Annotated in this window: 22 protein-coding genes; 15 read left to right on the top strand and 7 right to left on the bottom strand. The window is 69.3% G+C overall.

Annotated features, from left to right (window positions below; translation table 11 throughout):
• Position 1: 1 nt before the first annotated feature.
• Both ACO06I_RS14125 and ribB read left to right on the top strand, forming a co-directional pair.
• Positions 2–583, top strand: a complete 582-nt coding sequence (locus tag ACO06I_RS14125; RefSeq protein ID WP_421933200.1) for an NADPH-dependent FMN reductase — start codon at positions 2–4, stop codon at positions 581–583.
• Positions 580–1,743: a 3,4-dihydroxy-2-butanone-4-phosphate synthase gene (gene ribB, locus ACO06I_RS14120; protein WP_421933199.1), complete on the top strand. Its 1,164-nt coding sequence runs from the start codon at positions 580–582 to the stop codon at positions 1,741–1,743. The genes ACO06I_RS14125 and ribB overlap by 4 nt, the downstream gene beginning before the upstream one ends.
• Here ribB and ACO06I_RS14115 read toward each other — a convergent pair.
• Positions 1,740–2,210 (bottom strand): hypothetical protein, encoded by a 471-nt coding sequence (locus ACO06I_RS14115; RefSeq protein ID WP_421933198.1) that lies wholly within the window; start codon positions 2,208–2,210, stop codon positions 1,740–1,742. The two genes, ribB and ACO06I_RS14115, sit on opposite strands and share 4 nt — an antisense overlap.
• Before the next feature lie 600 nt (positions 2,211–2,810).
• Between ACO06I_RS14115 and ACO06I_RS14110 the strand changes: the two genes are divergently transcribed.
• A complete protein-coding gene (locus ACO06I_RS14110; protein WP_421933197.1) occupies positions 2,811–3,482 on the top strand; it encodes a DUF1013 domain-containing protein in 672 nt (223 codons plus the stop codon).
• Positions 3,483–3,610: 128 nt separating this feature from the next.
• On the opposite strand, the gene ACO06I_RS14105 is transcribed toward ACO06I_RS14110, so the two are convergent.
• Complete coding sequence (locus ACO06I_RS14105; RefSeq protein ID WP_304700459.1) at positions 3,611–3,787, bottom strand: DUF465 domain-containing protein; 177 nt, start codon at positions 3,785–3,787, stop codon at positions 3,611–3,613.
• 131 nt (positions 3,788–3,918) lie between these two features.
• Between ACO06I_RS14105 and ACO06I_RS14100 the strand changes: the two genes are divergently transcribed.
• The 3 genes from ACO06I_RS14100 to ACO06I_RS14090 all read left to right on the top strand — a co-directional run bounded on the left by ACO06I_RS14100 (position 3,919) and on the right by ACO06I_RS14090 (position 5,284).
• Entirely contained in the window at positions 3,919–4,518 is a 600-nt protein-coding gene (locus tag ACO06I_RS14100) for a UbiX family flavin prenyltransferase (RefSeq protein ID WP_421933196.1), read from the top strand.
• On the top strand, positions 4,518–4,964 hold the full coding sequence (locus ACO06I_RS14095; protein WP_421933195.1) for a TIGR02444 family protein: 447 nt from the start codon (positions 4,518–4,520) through the stop codon (positions 4,962–4,964). The genes ACO06I_RS14100 and ACO06I_RS14095 overlap by 1 nt, the downstream gene beginning before the upstream one ends.
• Positions 4,965–5,062: 98 nt before the next feature.
• On the top strand, positions 5,063–5,284 hold the full coding sequence (locus ACO06I_RS14090) for a YdcH family protein (protein WP_421933194.1): 222 nt from the start codon (positions 5,063–5,065) through the stop codon (positions 5,282–5,284).
• Here ACO06I_RS14090 and ACO06I_RS14085 read toward each other — a convergent pair.
• Positions 5,281–6,042 carry a GGDEF domain-containing protein gene (locus ACO06I_RS14085; RefSeq protein WP_421933193.1) on the bottom strand — a complete coding sequence of 254 codons (762 nt, stop codon included), beginning with the start codon at positions 6,040–6,042 and terminating at the stop codon, positions 5,281–5,283. The genes ACO06I_RS14090 and ACO06I_RS14085 overlap by 4 nt on opposite strands.
• A gap of 134 nt (positions 6,043–6,176) precedes the next feature.
• Here ACO06I_RS14085 and purE point away from each other — a divergent pair, with 134 nt between their 5' ends.
• Positions 6,177–6,668, top strand: a complete 492-nt coding sequence (gene purE / locus ACO06I_RS14080) for a 5-(carboxyamino)imidazole ribonucleotide mutase (RefSeq protein ID WP_421933192.1) — start codon at positions 6,177–6,179, stop codon at positions 6,666–6,668.
• 5 nt (positions 6,669–6,673) lie between these two features.
• Positions 6,674–7,765, top strand: coding sequence for a 5-(carboxyamino)imidazole ribonucleotide synthase (locus tag ACO06I_RS14075; protein WP_421933191.1), 1,092 nt, complete (start codon positions 6,674–6,676; stop codon positions 7,763–7,765).
• Here the strand turns inward: ACO06I_RS14075 and motA are convergent.
• Positions 7,762–8,631 (bottom strand): flagellar motor stator protein MotA, encoded by an 870-nt coding sequence (motA, locus tag ACO06I_RS14070; protein WP_421933190.1) that lies wholly within the window; start codon positions 8,629–8,631, stop codon positions 7,762–7,764. The genes ACO06I_RS14075 and motA overlap by 4 nt on opposite strands.
• Positions 8,632–8,741: 110 nt before the next feature.
• On the opposite strand from motA, the gene ACO06I_RS14065 reads away from it, so the two are divergent.
• Positions 8,742–10,073, top strand: a complete 1,332-nt coding sequence (locus ACO06I_RS14065; RefSeq protein WP_421933189.1) for an MFS transporter — start codon at positions 8,742–8,744, stop codon at positions 10,071–10,073.
• Here ACO06I_RS14065 and ACO06I_RS14060 read toward each other — a convergent pair.
• Both ACO06I_RS14060 and ACO06I_RS14055 read right to left on the bottom strand, forming a co-directional pair.
• Positions 10,070–11,347 carry a lytic murein transglycosylase gene (locus ACO06I_RS14060; protein ID WP_421933188.1) on the bottom strand — a complete coding sequence of 426 codons (1,278 nt, stop codon included), beginning with the start codon at positions 11,345–11,347 and terminating at the stop codon, positions 10,070–10,072. The two genes, ACO06I_RS14065 and ACO06I_RS14060, sit on opposite strands and share 4 nt — an antisense overlap.
• A gap of 148 nt (positions 11,348–11,495) precedes the next feature.
• Entirely contained in the window at positions 11,496–12,122 is a 627-nt protein-coding gene (locus ACO06I_RS14055; RefSeq protein WP_421933187.1) for a TetR/AcrR family transcriptional regulator, read from the bottom strand.
• Between the two features lie 89 nt (positions 12,123–12,211).
• Between ACO06I_RS14055 and ACO06I_RS14050 the strand changes: the two genes are divergently transcribed.
• The 5 genes from ACO06I_RS14050 to ACO06I_RS14030 all read left to right on the top strand — a co-directional run bounded on the left by ACO06I_RS14050 (position 12,212) and on the right by ACO06I_RS14030 (position 15,064).
• Positions 12,212–13,486: a cytochrome P450 gene (locus ACO06I_RS14050; protein ID WP_421933186.1), complete on the top strand. Its 1,275-nt coding sequence runs from the start codon at positions 12,212–12,214 to the stop codon at positions 13,484–13,486.
• Positions 13,487–13,494: 8 nt separating this feature from the next.
• On the top strand, positions 13,495–13,671 hold the full coding sequence (locus tag ACO06I_RS14045) for a rubredoxin (RefSeq protein WP_421933185.1): 177 nt from the start codon (positions 13,495–13,497) through the stop codon (positions 13,669–13,671).
• Between the two features lie 122 nt (positions 13,672–13,793).
• Positions 13,794–13,919, top strand: a complete 126-nt coding sequence (gene ykgO, locus ACO06I_RS14040; RefSeq protein ID WP_111456358.1) for a type B 50S ribosomal protein L36 — start codon at positions 13,794–13,796, stop codon at positions 13,917–13,919.
• A 17-nt stretch (positions 13,920–13,936) separates the two neighbouring features.
• On the top strand, positions 13,937–14,545 hold the full coding sequence (locus tag ACO06I_RS14035) for an HAD family hydrolase (protein WP_421933184.1): 609 nt from the start codon (positions 13,937–13,939) through the stop codon (positions 14,543–14,545).
• 66 nt (positions 14,546–14,611) lie between these two features.
• Positions 14,612–15,064 carry a PA2169 family four-helix-bundle protein gene (locus tag ACO06I_RS14030; protein WP_421933183.1) on the top strand — a complete coding sequence of 151 codons (453 nt, stop codon included), beginning with the start codon at positions 14,612–14,614 and terminating at the stop codon, positions 15,062–15,064.
• A gap of 49 nt (positions 15,065–15,113) precedes the next feature.
• On the opposite strand, the gene ACO06I_RS14025 is transcribed toward ACO06I_RS14030, so the two are convergent.
• Positions 15,114–15,383, bottom strand: a complete 270-nt coding sequence (locus tag ACO06I_RS14025; protein WP_421933182.1) for a hypothetical protein — start codon at positions 15,381–15,383, stop codon at positions 15,114–15,116.
• Positions 15,384–15,588: 205 nt separating this feature from the next.
• On the opposite strand from ACO06I_RS14025, the gene ACO06I_RS14020 reads away from it, so the two are divergent.
• Positions 15,589–16,821: a cytochrome P450 gene (locus ACO06I_RS14020; RefSeq protein WP_421933181.1), complete on the top strand. Its 1,233-nt coding sequence runs from the start codon at positions 15,589–15,591 to the stop codon at positions 16,819–16,821.
• Positions 16,822–16,859: the final 38 nt, after the last annotated feature.

Here is a 16,859-nt window from a genome sequence, read left to right as displayed (position 1 = left end):
CATGAGTTCTTTGGCGCGAAAGCCGCTGATCGTCGGGATCGGCGGCACCGTCCGCACCGGATCCTCCACCGAGAAGGCGCTCACCGTGGCGCTGCGGGCGGTGGAGGCGGGCGGGGGCGAGACGCGCCTGCTGGGCGGGGAGTTCCTGGCCAGCCTGCCGATCTACAATCCCCAGCCGGGGGGCCCGACGGCCGAGCAGATGGTGCTCACCGAGGCGGTTCGGGGCGCCGACGGGGTGATCGTGGCCAGCCCCGGCTATCACGGCTCGATCTCCGGGGTGATCAAGAACGCCCTGGACACCCTGGAAGGCCTGCGCGATGACGCCCGGCCCTATTTCACCGACCGCGCCGTGGGCTGCATCATCACCGCCGATGGCTGGCAGGCCGCCGGAACGACATTGACCACGCTGAGATCGATCATACATGCCCTGAGGGGCTGGCCGACGCCGTTCGGCGCGGCCCTGAACGCGAATTCCGGTTCCTTCGACGCCGAAGGAGCCTGTGTGGACCCGAAGGACGCCTGGCAGCTCGCCACGGTGGGAGAGCAGGTCCTGGAGTTCGCCAAGCTGAGAGCCGCCCGATGAAACGCCCCTATCTCGTCCAACCCGGATCCTCCGCCTCCGACGGCGGCGGCGGCGAACAGGCCCACGAGTCGGCGATCTCGCCGATCGAGGACATCATCGAGGACGCCCGCAACGGCCGCCCCTACATCCTGGTGGACGCCGAGGACCGGGAGAACGAGGGCGACGTCATCATCCCGGCCCAGTTCGCCACGCCCGACCAGATCAACTTCATGGCCAAGCACGCCCGGGGCCTGATCTGCCTGTCGATCACCGCCGAACGCGCCCGCCAGCTGCGCCTGCCCCCCATGGCGGCTGAGAACCGCGAGGGCATGGGCACCGCCTTCACGGTCTCCATCGAGGCGGGCGAGGGGGTCACCACCGGCATCTCCGCCCATGACCGCGCCCACACCGTGGCCGTGGCCATCGACCCCACCAAGGGCGTCGACGACATCGTCTCGCCCGGTCACGTCTTCCCGCTGGTGGCCCGCGACGGCGGCGTGCTGGTCCGCGCCGGCCACACCGAGGCCGCCGTCGACATCTCCCGCATGGCCGGTCTGAACCCGGCCGGGGTGATCTGCGAGATCATGAAGGACGACGGGTCGATGGCGCGCCTGCCCGACCTGGTGGGTTTCGCGCAACTGCACGGCCTGAAGATCGGCACCATCGCCGACCTGATCGCCTATCGCCGGCGCACCGAACGGCAGGTGGAGCGGGTGCTGGAGACCCCCTTCGACTCCGCCTTCGGCGGCCGGTTCCGCATGGTGATCTACCGCAACATCCTGGACGGCACCGAGCACGTGGTCCTGACCCGGGGCAAGATCGATCCCGACAAGCCGACCCTGGTGCGAATGCACCGCGTGGACTTCGCCGCCGACATGCTGGGCCACACCGAGGCGCGCCGGGACTATGTGCCCCGCGCCTTGCAGGCCATCGCCGACTATGACGGCGCCGGGGTGGCGGTGTTCATCCGCGACTCCAACCCGGCCTGGCTGTCGGAACGCTACGGCGCGGAGCCCGGGACCGATCACGGGGCCAACGTGCTGCGCGACTATGGCGTGGGCGCCCAGATCCTGCTGGATCTCGGGGTGCGCGACATGACCCTGCTGTCCAACTCCTCGACCGTCCTGCCCGGCTCGGGCGGCTACGGCCTGCGTATCGTGGGCCGCACACCGCTGAGCTAGGCGGCGACGCCCTGGGCGCTGGCCTGGCCGGTCCAGGCGTCGGGCTGGGCCCGCAGCCGCCAGTGGCCCCGCTCCAGGACCACGGCGCCGCCCTCGGCCAGGCTCCGCAGTTCCTCGACCACGCGCGACTCCTGGAAGCTGCGGTTCCAGCGCCGCTCCAGGGACTCCATGATCTCGCCGGTGTCGGCGCCCTCGTCATGGGCGCGCAGGGCCGCCAGGATCATGTCGTTCAGGCTACGCTTGATCCGGCCTCGGGGCAGGCCGGTCTTGCGCGCGCGTTCGGTCTTGGGGGCCGGGAGGGGCGTGTCCTCCTCGGCCAGCAATGGCGCGCCGTCGAGGGCGGCGAGCGCGATATTGACCGCGCGCAGCTCCTCCTCGAAGGGCGCGGCGGCCTTGGCGCGCGCGGCCAGCATCTGTTCCTGTACTTCGGCCCGGTGCTGCAACAGCAGTTTTCGGATAGCGTTCATCGGTTGTATTCGGCGCGCCCGGGGGGGCATAGCGGCGCGGCGCCTTGATTGAAAGGTTTGCGACAGATCGTCTCAGGTAGATGTCGTTTATGCCTCCGAAATCTTTCCGAAAGTGTACTTTTTCGACCCGATTTGGGGTTTTTATAGTTAACGCGACTTAATTTTTCTGCCCGTTAACTGCCCAGTGTGATGGCGCCGCCCCAAGACGAGCGCGGTTTGGGCGCGTCAAGCTCTTGAGTTTCCACATGAAAATTCCGCTCCGCCCTGGCGGGTTGGGTCCGCCGAAGGGGGTGGGCCAGGATTGCGTGCGAAAATACGGCCACGCTCAGAACGCGTAGAGCCGTTAAATTCCCCGGAGGCGAGATTGGTGGGGTCCGCCCGCGCCTCGCCCCCGAGATCGGCGCCGGCCGCCACGATCATGCCGGTGTGGCCGGACAAGCCTGGAACGCCAGCCTCCGGGACGGCCCGATCTTGAAAGATCTCACCGGCTGTTAAGCTTGCGATTGTCGTTTTCTTGGGCGCGGAACGGGCCTATATGACGCCTGCTACTTATGCACCGCCCGGCCGAAAGGCCGGGCGCCGTCATTTTCGGAGTCCGTCATGACCGACATTCTGATGCCGAAGGCGACCGCCGTCTGGCTGGTCGACAACACCTCGCTCACCTTCGAACAGATCGCCGATTTCTGCGGCCTCCACCCCCTGGAAGTGAAGGGCATCGCCGACGGCGAAGTGGCCCGCGACATCCGCGGCGCCGACCCGATCGCCAACGGCCAGCTTTCCCGCGAGGAGCTCGACGCCGCCCAGGCCAGCGACAAGTACCGCATGGTCGCCCAGAAGAGCCGCCACGCCGAGCTGCTGAAGCCGGTGAAGAAGGCCCCGCGCTACACCCCGGTGTCGCGCCGCCAGGACCGCCCGGACGCCATCGCCTGGTTCATCCGCAACCACCCCGAGGTGGCCGACAGCCAGATCGCCCGCCTGCTGGGGACCACCAAGGCCACCATCGATCAGGTGCGTAACCGCCAGCACTGGAACGCGGCCAACATCAAGCCGGTGGACCCGGTGACCCTGGGCCTCTCGACCCAGCTCGAGCTGGACGCGGTGGTTCGTAAGGCGGCCGACAAGAAGGCCAAGGACGACGCCCGTCGCGGCATCGTCGAACCGGACGGCGCGACCCTGGAGCCGGCCTCGGTCACGGGGGCGGCCCAGCTGGAGGCGGTCCATGAGGACGTCGCCGAAGACACCCATTACGACGACGACGACGCGGAAGATTGATCGGAACCGAGGCGGACGGAGCCCTGAGCCGACGCGTCGCGCGCCGCTCAGGGACGTCCCCCTTCAGGGCGTGACAGCCTGAGGCGGCTACCGACTCAGGCGTCGGTCACGCTCTAACTCTGGAAGGCCTAGTGCGTGGTCTTGGCGCGCAGGGCTTCCATCTCTTCTTTCAGCTTAAGCTTCTTTCGCTTGAGTTCCTTGAGGCGGGTGTCGTCGGAGACCGGTCGGTTGAGCTCGTCCTGGATCGCCTGATCGAGAGAATGGTGGCGGGATCCAAGTTCACGGATGCGGGCTTCAACGGCCATGGTGGGTCGTCTCCTTGTGTTGGAACGATGCCAACACTGAACACCCGCTGTTCTCGTCTGTCAGATCACATATGTTTGCACGTGGGCGGACGGCTTGGGCGCCTTGAAATCAGGCGCGGAGACCCGGTGAAATGACCAATATGGATCGCGCGCGCCTCATCGTCGGGGTCTCGGGCGCCAGCGGGGTGGCCTATGGCCTGCGCACCCTGGACGCCTGCCGCGAGCTGGGCGTCGAGAGCCATCTGATCCTGTCGAAGGCCGCGGCGCTCACCATCGCCCAGGAAACCGACCTCTCCCTGGCGCAGGTCCAGGCCCGCGCCGACGTGGTCCACAAGGTGGGCGACGTGGGCGCCTCGGTGGCCTCGGGCTCCTATCCGACCCTCGGCATGATCGTCGCCCCCTGCTCGGTGCGCACCATGAGCGAGGTGGCCACCGGCGTGACCTCCTCCCTGCTGACCCGCGCCGCCGACGTGACCCTGAAGGAACGCCGGCCCCTGGTGCTGATGGTGCGCGAGACGCCCCTGCATCTGGGCCATCTGCGCACCATGGTGAAGCTGGCCGAGATGGGGGCGGTGATCGCCCCGCCCCTGCCGGCCTTCTACGCCAGGCCCGCCAGCCTGGAGGAGATGGTGGACCAGTCGGTGGGCCGGGCGTTGGATCTGTTCGGCCTGGCTTGGCGGCCAGTGAAGCGTTGGGGCCAGGATGTCGGTCCATTGCAGGGAGAAGACTGATGGCGATCTGGGAATGGGCGCTGGAGGCCTACAGGCTGGAGGGCGTGCCGGAGGCCTGCCTCACCCTGCAGGACAGCTATGGCCAGAATACCTCCCTGCTGCTCTGGGCGGTCTGGGCCGAGGGGCCCGACGCCGAGGCCCTGGCCAAGGGCGTGGCCGCGGCCAAGGCCTGGGACGCCACGGTGCTGCTCCCCATCCGCGATGTGCGCCGGGCGCTCAAGGCGCCCCAGCCGCCGGTGGACGACGGCGCGCGCGAGGCCCTGCGCGAGGACGTGAAGGCCTGCGAGCTTCGGGCCGAGCGGGTGCTGATGGAGACCCTCGGCGAGCTGGCGGGCGCCTCCAGCGGCGGCCATGGGGCCCTGGCCTCCCTGCAGGCGGCCTCGGCGGCCTGGGGCAAGCCCGCGCCCGACGACGTCCTGGCGGCCCTCGCGGGGGCCCTGACCTAGGGCCCGTCCGGACGGGCGGCCGGACCGCCGCCCACAGCGGCGCTTTACGGCGCCCCCGGCGATGCGCATCATCGCGGCGATGAGTTCGGGGCGTGCGTATGAACGACGATGAAACCGAGGAGGCGGAGGACGCCGGCGTGCGCGCGCGCCTGGCTTCCATCAGCCTGGACCATTCCGACCTCGACGCCGCGATCCAGGCTCTGATGCTGGCGCCGCTGCCCGACATGATGGTCATCAGCCGCCTGAAGCGGAAGAAGCTGCTGCTGAAGGATGAGATCGAGCGGCTGAAGGATCAGCTCACCCCGGACATCATCGCCTAGCTTTCGGCCGCGGGGTCGGCGGCAGGGGGCTGGGCCGCCCGCTCGCGGTCGCGCAGGCGCTTGGCGGCGAACATGGCCGCGTCGGCTTCGGCTACCAGGGCCTCCGGCTCGCTGTCGGGGGTGATCTCGCGGACCCCATAGGAGATGTGCAGGGGCGCCGACCAGTCGCCGAACTGGATGGGAGAGGCCTCGATGGCCTGGGCGAGGGACTCGGCCTTGGCCCGCGCGGTGGCCTCGTCGGCCTGGACCAGGATCACGCCGAATTCGTCGCCGCCCATGCGGCCGATGATGTCGCTGTCGCGGACATTGGCCGACAGGCGCTCGGCCACGGCCTGCAGGGCCGCGTCGCCGGCGGCGTGGCCAAAGCGGTCATTGACCCCCTTGAAGCCGTCCAGGTCGAAATAGACCACGCTGGCGGGGGACCCGTAGCGCTGGGCGAAGGTGCGGATGCGGCCAAGCTCGCGGATGAAGGCCCGACGGTTGAGGAGGGGCGTCAAAGGGTCGCGGTCCGCCAGGGTCTCGGCCTCAGAAAGCTTGGCCTTCAGGCGGGCGACCTCGCCGCGCAGATCGTCGATTTCGGTGAGAAGGGTCTTCACCGCCCCCTGGACCGCCGGGGTCAGATCGGCCTCGCCCAGGCCCAGAAAGGCGGTCCGATCGGTCGGGGCGGCCGTTCCGGCGGTGACATAGGCCCCCGCCTGGGCCAAGGCGCGCTTGCGGATGGCCGAAAAGGGTTCGTTGCGGGCGCCAGTGACCTTCATGCGACTTTGAGCGGGCTTTCGGCGAACACGAATCGTCGACGCCTTGTCGACGTTAAGAATCCTAAACGTCCTTGGTTGCGGGCGCAAAGGCGGCGCCTATACTCCGCGCCTTCTCGTCGCAGGGGCACGCCTTCATGAGCGCCACGTCAGCGCCCGTCGCCATCATCATGGGCAGCCGTTCCGACTGGCCGACATTGAAGGGCGCGGCCGAGAGCCTCAACGCCCTGGGGGTGGCCTATGAGGCCAAGGTGATCTCCGCCCACCGCACCCCCGATCGGATGTACGCCTTCGCCAAGGGGGCCAAGGCCGCGGGCTTCAAGGTGATCATCGCCGGGGCTGGGGGCGCGGCCCACCTGCCCGGCATGACGGCCTCCATGACCGAGCTGCCGGTGCTGGGCGTCCCGGTGCAGTCCAAGTCGCTCAGCGGCCTCGATTCCCTGCTCTCCATCGTGCAGATGCCGGCCGGCATCGCGGTGGGCACCATGGCCATCGGCGAGGCGGGCGCCCGCAACGCCGGCCTGATGGCCGCCCAGATCCTGGCCCTGTCCGATACGGCCCTGGCCCAGCGTCTGGCCGATCACCGGGCCCGTCATTCCCAGGCCGTTTCCGAAAGCGTCGAGGACTAGTCTCCATGGATCTTCCCCTGGCGCCCGGCGCGATGATCGGGATCCTGGGCGGGGGGCAGCTGGGCCGGATGCTGGCCCTGGCCGCGGCCCGCCTGGGCTTCGACGTGGCCATCCTGGAGCCGGAGCCCGATTCGCCCGCCGGCCGGGTCGCCGCCCACGCCATCCGCGGCCCCTATGACGATCCCCGCGCCCTGGAGGCCCTGGCCGCGGTGGCCGGCCTGGTGACCTACGAATTCGAGAACGTGCCCGCCTCGGCGGTGGCCCACCTGATCGCCCAGGGGGTGGAGGTGGCGCCCAACGGCCGGGCCCTGGCCGTGGCCCAGGACCGGGTGGAGGAGAAGACCTTCCTCAATTCCATCGGCGTGGCCACCGTGGCCTTCGCCCAGGCCGACAGCGACGAGACCGCCAGCGCCGCCGTCGCCCAGCTCGGCGCGCCGGTGCTGATGAAGACCCGCCGCGAGGGCTATGACGGCAAGGGCCAGCGCTGGGTCGAGCATGTGGCCGACGCCGCGGCGGCCTTCGAGGCCCTGGGGGGGCGGCCCGTGATCCTGGAGGCGCCCGCCGACTTCGTGCGCGAGCTGTCGGTGATCGCCGCCCGCGGCCGCGACGGGGAACTGGCCATCTACCCCCTGGCCGAGAACCACCACGAGAACGGCGTCCTACGCCGCTCCGTCGCCCCGGCCGCCGTCACCCCGGCCCTGGCCGAGCAGGCCGAACGGATCGCCGCCCAGATCCTCACCGGGCTGGACTATGTGGGGGTGATCGGGATCGAGCTGTTCGAACTCCCCGACGGCCGGCTGCTGGTCAACGAGATCGCGCCGCGGGTGCACAACACCGGCCACTGGACCATGGACGGCTGCGAGGTCGACCAGTTCGAGCAGCACATCCGCGCCGTCGCCGGCTGGCCGCTGGGCCCCACGGCGGCGATCGCCCGGGTGGAGATGCTGAACCTGCTGGGGGACGAGGTCGAGGCCTGGGCCAAGCTGGCCGGCGAGCCGGAGACCCGGCTGCACCTCTACGGCAAGCGCGACGCCAAGCCCGGCCGCAAGATGGGCCACGTCAACCGGGTCAGCCCGCTGGCCGACCCGCGGCGTTAGGCTTCGTTGGGAATGGCCGAGAGGGCCTCTTCCAGCTCCAGGAAGCTGGGCTGGGCGCCGGAGGGGACGCTGCCGCGGCCGATTTCCACCGAGATCTGGGCGGCGTTGCCGTGCAGGTGGGCCACCAGGACCGACTGGATAATGCGGTAGTAGGAGGCTTCCTCCTCGACGATCTCCTTCAGGCGGGTCGCGAACGGACCCACCAGGCCATAGGCCAGGAACACGCCCAGGAAGGTGCCCACCAGGGCGCCGCCGATCATCTCGCCCAGGATCTCCGGGGGCTCGGTGATGGCGCCCATGGTCTTGATGACGCCGAGCACGGCGGCGACGATGCCCAGGGCGGGCAGGGCGTCGGCCAGGCTCTGCAGGGCGCCGGCGGGCGCCAGGGACTCGTGGTGGTGCTTCTCCAGCTGCTTTTCCATGGCGTCCTCGACCTGGTGCGGGTCCTCGAGGTTCATGGTCATCATCCGCAGGGTGTCGCAGATGAAGTCGACGGCGAAGTGGTCCTTGGTCACCTTGGGGAAGCGCGAGAAGATCGAGGAGTCCTTGGGGTTCTCGATGTGGCTCTCCAGGGCGATGACGCCCTTGGACTTCATGGTCTTGGTCAGCAGGAACAGCAGGGACAGCAGGTCGCGATAGTCCGAGGCCTTCCACTTGGGGCCCTTGAACACCTTGGCCAGGCCTGAGCCCGAGCTCTTCACCACCGTCATCGAGTTGGAGATCAGGAAGCTGGCGACGCCGGCGCCGCCGATGGCCATCATCTCGTGCGGGGCGGCGTGCAGGATGACGCCCATATTGCCGCCGGACATGATGTAGCTGCCGAACACCAGGCCGAAGAGCAGCACGATGCCGATGATCTGAAACATGCGAGACGGGTCCTAGGGCGCGATAGGCCGGAGCATCCCTGTTAATGCTTAATGCCCGGTGAGGATTTATGGGGTTTCGCGCTCCGGCGGGCCGGCGTAACAGCCGATCCATGCCCAAGTCCGCGTCCGTCCCTGTCAGCCTCCCCAAGTCGTCGTTCGCGATCATTTTCGGCGTCTCCCTGGTCACCGCCATGGGCAATACGGGGATGATCTCGGTGCTGCCGGCCATCGGCCGCTCCATCGGCATTCCCGACTTCCTGGTGGCCGGCGTCTTCTCGCTGTCGGCCCTGCTTTGGGCCGGATCGTCGCCCTACTGGGCCCGGACCTCGGACCGCTACGGCCGCAAGCCGCTGATGCTGGTGGGGCTGACGGGGTTCGCCGTCTCCATGGCCGCCTGCGCCCTGGTGGTGGCCGCGGGCCTGCACAAGCTGGCCGCGCCCATGGTGATCTTCGTCTTCTTCCTGTTCGCGCGCGCCCTGTTCGGGCTGTTCGGCGCCGCCTCGAATCCGGCGACCCAGGCCTATGTGGCCGAGCACACCCCGGTGGCCGAGCGCACCACCGCCATGTCCAGCCTGGCCGGCGCCTTCGGCCTGGGGACCGTCATCGGACCGTTCCTGGCCCCGCTGTTCATCCTGCCCTTCCTCGGCATCGGCCTGGCCGGCCCCATGCTGGTCTTCTCGCTGATCGCGCTCTCCATGCTGTTCGTGGTGTGGAAGTACCTGCCCGAGAGCCAGCACATGCCGGCCCAGCCGGTGAAGATGGCGCCCACCATGGACGCCAAGGCCGACGCCGCCGGCAAGGAGACGCCCATGTGGCGCGACCCGCGCCTGACGCCCTTCCTGATCTACGGCTTCATCGTCGCGGTCTGCCAGACCGCCCAGGGCCAGACCCTGGGCTTCCTGATCATCGACAAGCTCGGCAAGTCCCCCACCGAGGCGCAGGGCTTCATCGCCATCGCCATGATGTTCGGCGCCATGGCCGGCCTGCTCTCCCAGTGGGGGATCATCCGCATGTTCGAGATGACCCCGCGCCAGCTGCTGCGCTGGGGCGTGGCGGTGGCGGCGCTGGGCAACCTGATCGTCGCCTTCCAGCCGAGCTACGCCGCCGTGGTGGCGGGCTACGCCATCTCAAGCCTGGGCTTCGGCCTGGCCCGGCCGGGCTTCACGGCCGGCTCGTCCCTCGCCGTCGGCATGCATGAGCAGGCCCGCGCCGCCGGCGCCATCGCCGCAGTGAACGGGGTCAATGTGGTCCTGGCTCCGCTCTTCGTGCTGCTCTACGAGCGGGTCCATGCCGCGCCCTTCGTGCTCAACATGGTCATGATGCTGGCCATGCTGGTCTACGCCTTCCGCAACAGCCAGCTGGCCAACGCCGACCCCAAGCCGGCCACCCAGGCCGACTCGGCCATGGCCACCCTGGAGAAGAGCGACGAGGGCTCCCTCTAGAGGATATTGGCCTCGGCCTTCAGCCGGCTGACCATGTCCTGGGACAGGTAGCCGTCGGCCGTCAGGCCGCGGGACTTCTGCCAGTTGCGCAGGGCGGTGCGGGTATTGACCCCCACCACTCCGTCAGGCTGGCCGGGATCGAAGCCGAGTTGGGCCAGAGCCCGCTGGGTGACGATGCGGTCCCCCAGCGACAGGGCGCTCTCATAGGGCCACGGCTTCACCAGCGGCCCCATGCCGCCGAAGCGGTCGGCCAGCAGGCCGACGCCCAGCGCATAGGTGGTGGCGTTGTTGTACTTGCGGATCACGAAGTGGTTCGGGAACAGCAGGAAGCAGGGGCCCTGGGCGCCGGTCGGCGCGATCAGCATCGCCTTGGACCCCTGGTCGCCGGAACTCCAGGGCAGGCCGTCGGCGCGGCGCACCCCGAGCTGGGCCCACCAGTCCGGCGTCTCGCGCGGGCCCTCGGTGAGGCTGTAGTCGAAGCCCTCGGGCAGGATCACCTCGCGGGCCCAGCCCTGACCGCGCTGCCAGCCGCCCTTGGCCAGCAGGTTGGCGGCCGAGGCCAGGGCGTCGGGGGCCGAGCCCCAGACGTCGCGGCGGCCGTCGCCGTCGCCGTCCACCGCGGTGGCCAGGAAGCTGGTGGGGATGAACTGGGTCTGGCCCATGGCGCCGGCCCAGGACCCGCGCAGGCGGTCGCGGGGGAACTCGCCGGAGCCGATGATCCGCAAGGCGGCCATCAGCTGATCCTCGGCGAAGGCCCGGCGGCGGCCCTGGGCGGCCAGGGTGGCCATGGAGCGGACGACGTCGAAATCCCCCATCACCGCGCCGAAGCCGGTCTCCATGGCCCAGATGGCCATCAGGATGTCGCCGGGCACGCCGTAGCGGTCCTCGATCTGGGCCAGGGTGGGGGCGAGCGCCGGCTTGCGGCGGGCGGCTATGGCCACCCGGTCCTCGCTGACCACGCCCTTGATGTAGTCGCCGAAGGGCTTGGCGAATTCCGGCTGGCGGGTGTCGAGGCTGTTGACCCGCGGATCGGGCGTCAGGCCCGCCAGCTCGCGGTCCAGCAGGGCCGGCGGCAGGCCGGCCTTCACCGCGCGCATGTAGAAGTCGCGGGCCCACTCGTCGAAGGTCATGTCGCCCGACTGGGTGGGCGGGGCGGCCGGCGCCGGCTGCTGCGGCGTGGGGACGGGCGGCATGGGGCTGACCGTCGGCACGAGATTGGCCGACGGGTCGGCGCAACCGGCCAGGAGCAGAACGAGGAAACAGCGACGATCCATCGGGGCAACCTAGCGGTGACCGCGCCTGCGACTCAATCACAAGCCCGTCAGGGGCGAACAGCCGCTCGTGCGCGGCGCGTGAGGGGCGTCGTTCCTGGTTAGAGCGTGACGGCCGCCTGACCCGGCAGCCGCTTCGGGCCGTCACGCCCTAGGCCGCGAAGCTGAGCCGCAGGGTCATCAGGCTGGTCTCGCGGAGCGGGGCGAGGTCCATCATCGGGTCCAGCAGCAGTTGCATGGACAGGCCAAACAGCAGGGCGCCGGTGATCAGGGCCGCGGCGTCGGCGTCGATGCCGGCCCGCACCGCGCCCTCGGCCTGGCCGCGCAGGAAGAAGGACTCAAGGGCCTGCTCCACCTGTTTGTGGGCCGCGGCGAAGGGCGCCCGCAGCTCCGAGACGTCGGCCACGGCGGCGGCCAGGACCACGAAATAGGCCCGCAGCTCGCCGTCCCTGTCCAGGGCGGCCAGGAAGACGTCGACATAGGCCAGGACCGCCTCCAGGCCGTTCAGCTCGTCGACGCGCCGGTCCTCCAGCAGACCCCCGAGGCGGCCCTGCAGATCGGCGATCAGGGCCTCGATCAGGCCCCGCTTGGAGCCGAACCGCTGGGTGACCAGGCCGCGGCTGTAGCCGGCCCGGGCGCCGATGTTCTCGAAGGTGGCCGCGCCCATGCCGCGCTCCACCACCAGCTCGGCGGCGGCCGCCAGCAGCCGGCGTTCGGACTCGTCGCGCCGTTGGGCCTGGCTCCGGCGCGCTTTGACCTTCGTCAATGTCGTGACCATGTTGCGGATTCTAGAAAGTTGTTGGACAACTAACAAGTGGGTCGCGCTTGACCGTGCCCGCTCCAAGACAAGCAAGGCTGGAAACGCGCATGACCATCCCGTCCGATATCGCCCAGACCATCGTCGATCCCCGCGCCTATGCGGACGGAAAGCAGGTGGACGACGCCTTCGCCTGGCTGCGCAAGGAGGCGCCCCTGGAGCAGGCCCAGCCCGAGGGGTTCGACCCCTTCTGGGTGGTCACGCGCCACGCCGACATCCTCGAGGTCGAACGCCAGAACGAGCTGTTCCACAACGGCGACCGCTCCACCGTGCTCACCACCATCGAGGCCGACAAGAAGGTGCGCGAGATGATGGGCGGCAGCCCGCACCTGGTCCGCTCCCTGGTGCAGATGGACAACCCCGACCACATGGCCTACCGGCGCCTGACCCAGGGCTCCTTCGTGCCGCAGAGCCTGCGCCCCCTTGAGGCGCGGATCCGCGAGATCGCCCGCGGCTTCGTCGACCGCATGGCCGCCCACGGAACCCAGTGCGACTTCGCCCGCGACGTGGCCTTCCTCTATCCGCTGCACGTGATCATGGAGGTGATCGGGGTGCCGGAATCCGACGAGCCCCGGATGCTGAAGCTGACCCAGGAGCTGTTCGGCAGCGCCGACCCCGAGCTGAACCGGACGGGCGACACGGCCCAGACCACCGACGAGGGCGTCGACACCATCCAGTCGGTGGTGATGGACTTCATGCTGTATTTCAACGCCATCACCGAGGATCGCCGGATCAATCCCCGCAACGACCTGGCCAGCGTCATCGCCAATGGCACGGTCAACGGCCAGCCGCTCGGCCACCTGGAGGCCATGAGCTATTACATCATCGCCGCCACCGCCGGCCATGACACCACCTCATCGACCACCGCCGGGGCCCTGTGGGCGCTGGCCGAGAATCCCGAGCAGTTCGCCAAGGTGAAGGCCGACCCGAGCCTGATCCCCGGCCTGATCGAGGAGTCGATCCGCTGGGTGACGCCGGTGAAGCACTTCATGCGCACGGCCACGGCCGACGCCGAGTTGGCGGGCAAGAAGATCGCCAAGGGCGACTGGATGATGCTGTCCTATCCCTCCGGCAACCGCGACGAGGCGGTGTTCGCCGACCCCTTCAAGTTCAACGTCGAGCGCACCCCCAACAAGCACGTGGCCTTCGGCTACGGCGCCCACGTGTGCCTGGGCCAGCACCTGGCCCGGATGGAGATGCGCGTCCTCTGGGAGGAGCTGTTCGCGCGCCTGGAGTCGGTTGAACTGGACGGCGCGCCGCGCAACATGACGGCCAGTTTCGTCTGCGGGCCCAAGTCGGTTCCGATCCGCTTCAAGATGCATTGAGCCCGCCCGTGTCCGAGCCCTTCAAGACCTGGCAGTGCCGCACCTGCGGCTACATCTATGAGGAAGAGTTCGGCGATCCGGGCGAGGGCCTGGCGCCGGGAACCCGCTGGGCCGACATCCCCGACACCTGGGTCTGCCCCCTGTGCGGCACCGCCAAGGCCGAGTTCGACATGATCGAGCTGTAGAGACGAGCGGCGCGGGCGCCACAACGCCCGCCCGCCGTTGACTCATCCGCCGCCGCCTCGTATATGCGCCGGCTCTTGTAGACACCCCCGGGCGAGAGCCTGGTCTTTAAGAAGATACGGTCATGAAGGTTCGAAGCTCGCTCAAGTCGCTCAAGACGCGTCACCGCGACTGCAAGCTCGTGCGCCGCAAGGGCGTCGTCTACATCATCAACAAGACCAACCCGCGCTTCAAAGCCAAGCAAGGCTGAGGCGGCCGGGGTCCCGGATGCCGAAGGCGGTCATCTGGGACGTTGGTAATGTGGTCGTGCGCTGGAATCCGCGCACGCTCTATTCCCAGATCTTTCCAGAGCCGGTCGCTTGCGACCGGTTTTTGTCGTCGGTCTGCACCATGATCTGGCACGTGAACCACGACCTCGGCGTCAGCTTCGCCGACAATCGCAAGCCGCTGATCTCCCAGTTCCCGGAATACCGCGAAGAGATCGAGGCCTGGGAGACCCGCTGGTGGGACATGTTCTCCGGAACCATCCCGGAGAGCGAGGCGGCCATCGAGGCCCTGCACGCGGCCGGGGTGCCGCAATACGGCCTGACCAACATGTCCGACGAGACCTTCGAGGGCACCATGGCCATGAGCCCGGCCTTCGGGCGCCTGGCCGACATCGTGGTCTCGGGCCGCGAGGGCATGATCAAGCCCGACCCGCGCATCTATGCGCTGACCTGTGAGCGCTTCGGCCTGGCGCCGGAGGACATCTTCTTCATCGATGACGGCCTGGCCAACGTCGAGAGCGCCCGGGCCTTCGGCATCGACACCCACCACTTCACCGATCCGGCGGCCCTGCGGCCGGCCCTGGTGGCGCGCGGCCTGTTGCAGGTCTGACGTCCCGCCGAGGAACCGGCGGCGGCGGCGCATGTTGTGGAGCGGTCACCAGCAAGGAGATCGCCCATGAGCACCCCCGCCGAACACGCCGTGAAGGTCCTGAACAGCCTGATCGAAACCACCCTCGACAGCGCCCGCGGCTACAAGGAAGCCGCCCACAGTTCCGAGGACACCCAGTACAAGACCATGTTCAGCGAGCGCTCGCTGAAGCGCATGAAGCTGACCGGCGAACTGCAGCAGGAGGTTCGCACCTTCGGCGGCGAGCCTGAGGACGACCAGTCCGTGCTCGGCAAGGCGCACAACATGTTCGTCGACCTGAAGGCCGCCGTCCTGGGGCATGACGAGAAGGCGATCATCAACGAGGTCGAGCGCGGCGAGGACTTCATCAAGGCCAAGTTCGAGAAGGCCCTGGCCGAGGACGACCTGCCCGCGACGGTCCGCGAGGTGGTCAGCCGCGCCTTCGCCGACATCAAGGCCGACCATGACAGCATCAGCGCCCTGAAGAAGCGCCTGAACTAGCGAAATCAAGCCCCCGGCGTCTCAGGCGCCGGGGGCTGACTTGGTTCGACTATTGGGTCTTGGCGGCCGCGTCGGCGGCGGCGTCGGCCTTGCGGGCCGCCGTGCCCGCGGCGTCGGCGGTGTTGGCCGCGGCGTTGTCCACCGCCGCGGCGGTGTTGGCGGCGGCCGCGTCGGCGTTGGCCGCGGTGTCGTTGGCGGCCGAGGAGGCCGCGGCGCCGGCCTGGTCGGCGGCGGCGGCGGCGTGGTCTTCGGTCTTCTGCGAGCAGGCGGCCAGGGTGAGGCTGGCGACAGCCGCCGAGAGGATCAGGGCGAGGCGCATGGGGTTCTCCGTTGGTGTTCAGGGTCTGCAGCGCCCACCCAGCCGACGGGAAGGCCAGAGCGCTCCCGCCTCGAATGAGGCCGAGAGGCTTAACCGCGCAAGGCCGGCTTTGGATGCATGGGGGTCGGCAAGCCGACGCTGGGTCACCCTTGCGAGCCGCGGGGCTTCCGGAGCAGGGTGGGCCATCGACTGAAGGACCGTGGCGATGACCTCCCAGCCTCTCCCCTCGATGATCGACCTGACGCCGCTCAACGAGACCTATCGCGCCGACCCCCACGCGGTGCTGGACGACCTGCGCACCCGATGTCCGGTGCATCGCGACACCGTCTCCGGCAACTTCGTGATCAGCCGCTATGGCGACGTGCGCGCCATCGTCTCGGACCGGGAGCTGTGGCGCGATCCGCTGCGGGCCGAACCCGCGGCCATGTTCCAGCGGCAACAGACCCAGGGCTACGATCCCAGCCTGCCGCGCACCAGCCAGGCCAGCATCCTGACCCTGGACGACCCCGACCACGCCCGCATCCGCCAGCCCCTGGCGCAGGCCCTCTACGCCCGGGTGGCCCGCTTCCGCCCGGAGGTGGAGCGCATCGTCGGCGAGGCCCTGGACCGCATGGCGGGCAAGCCCGGCCTCGACCTGATGGCGGCCTTCTGCGTCCCGATCCCCATCGACGCCATCGCCTCGATCCTGGGGGTCGACCATGACCGCCTGGCGGAGTTCCGCGAATGGTCGGAGGGCAGCATCCAGGGCCTGAACCCGTTCCGCACCCCCGAGCAGACCGCGGTGATGGAAACCGCCAGCGCGGCGCTGTCGAACTACTTCACCCAGACCATCGCCGCGCGCCGGGTCGCGCCCCGCGACGACCTGATCAGCGACATGGTGGGGCTGCAGGCGGCCGGCGCGGACCTCAGCGACGACGAGCTGCGCATCAACCTGACGGCCCTGCTGATCGGCGGCAATCTCACCACCACCGACCTGATCGGCAACGCCGTGCGCCTGCTGCTGCTCCACCCGGCGGAGCTGGCCAAGCTGAAGGCCGATCCGAAGATCATCAACGGCCTGGTGGAGGAGGTGCTGCGCTACGAGCCGCCGGTGGACATCACCGGCCGCATCGCGTCGGCCGACATGGAGGTGGGGGGCTGTCCGGTGAAGGCCGGCCAGGCCATGACCCTCTCCCTGCGGGCCGCCAACCGCGATCCGGAGGTCTATGAAGACCCGCACCGCTTCGACGTCACCCGCAAGCACAGGCCCCACGTGGCCTTCGGCGGCGGCGCCCATATCTGCATCGGCGCGCCCCTGGCCCGGCTGGAGGCCCAGGTGGCCCTCACCCTGCTGTTCGACCGCTTCCCGGACCTGAAGCTCGCCCATCCGGACGAGACCCCCGAATGGCGCAAACTGCCCTTCTTCCGGGGCATGGAGCGCCTGGAGGTGCTCACCTAGGGTTGACCCGGATCAAGGCCGCCGCGCCCTCGTCCGGC

This window comes from Phenylobacterium sp. (assembly GCF_965229015.1).
Taxonomy (GTDB): domain Bacteria; phylum Pseudomonadota; class Alphaproteobacteria; order Caulobacterales; family Caulobacteraceae; genus Phenylobacterium.
This window is presented reverse-complemented; position numbering and strand designations above follow the sequence as displayed.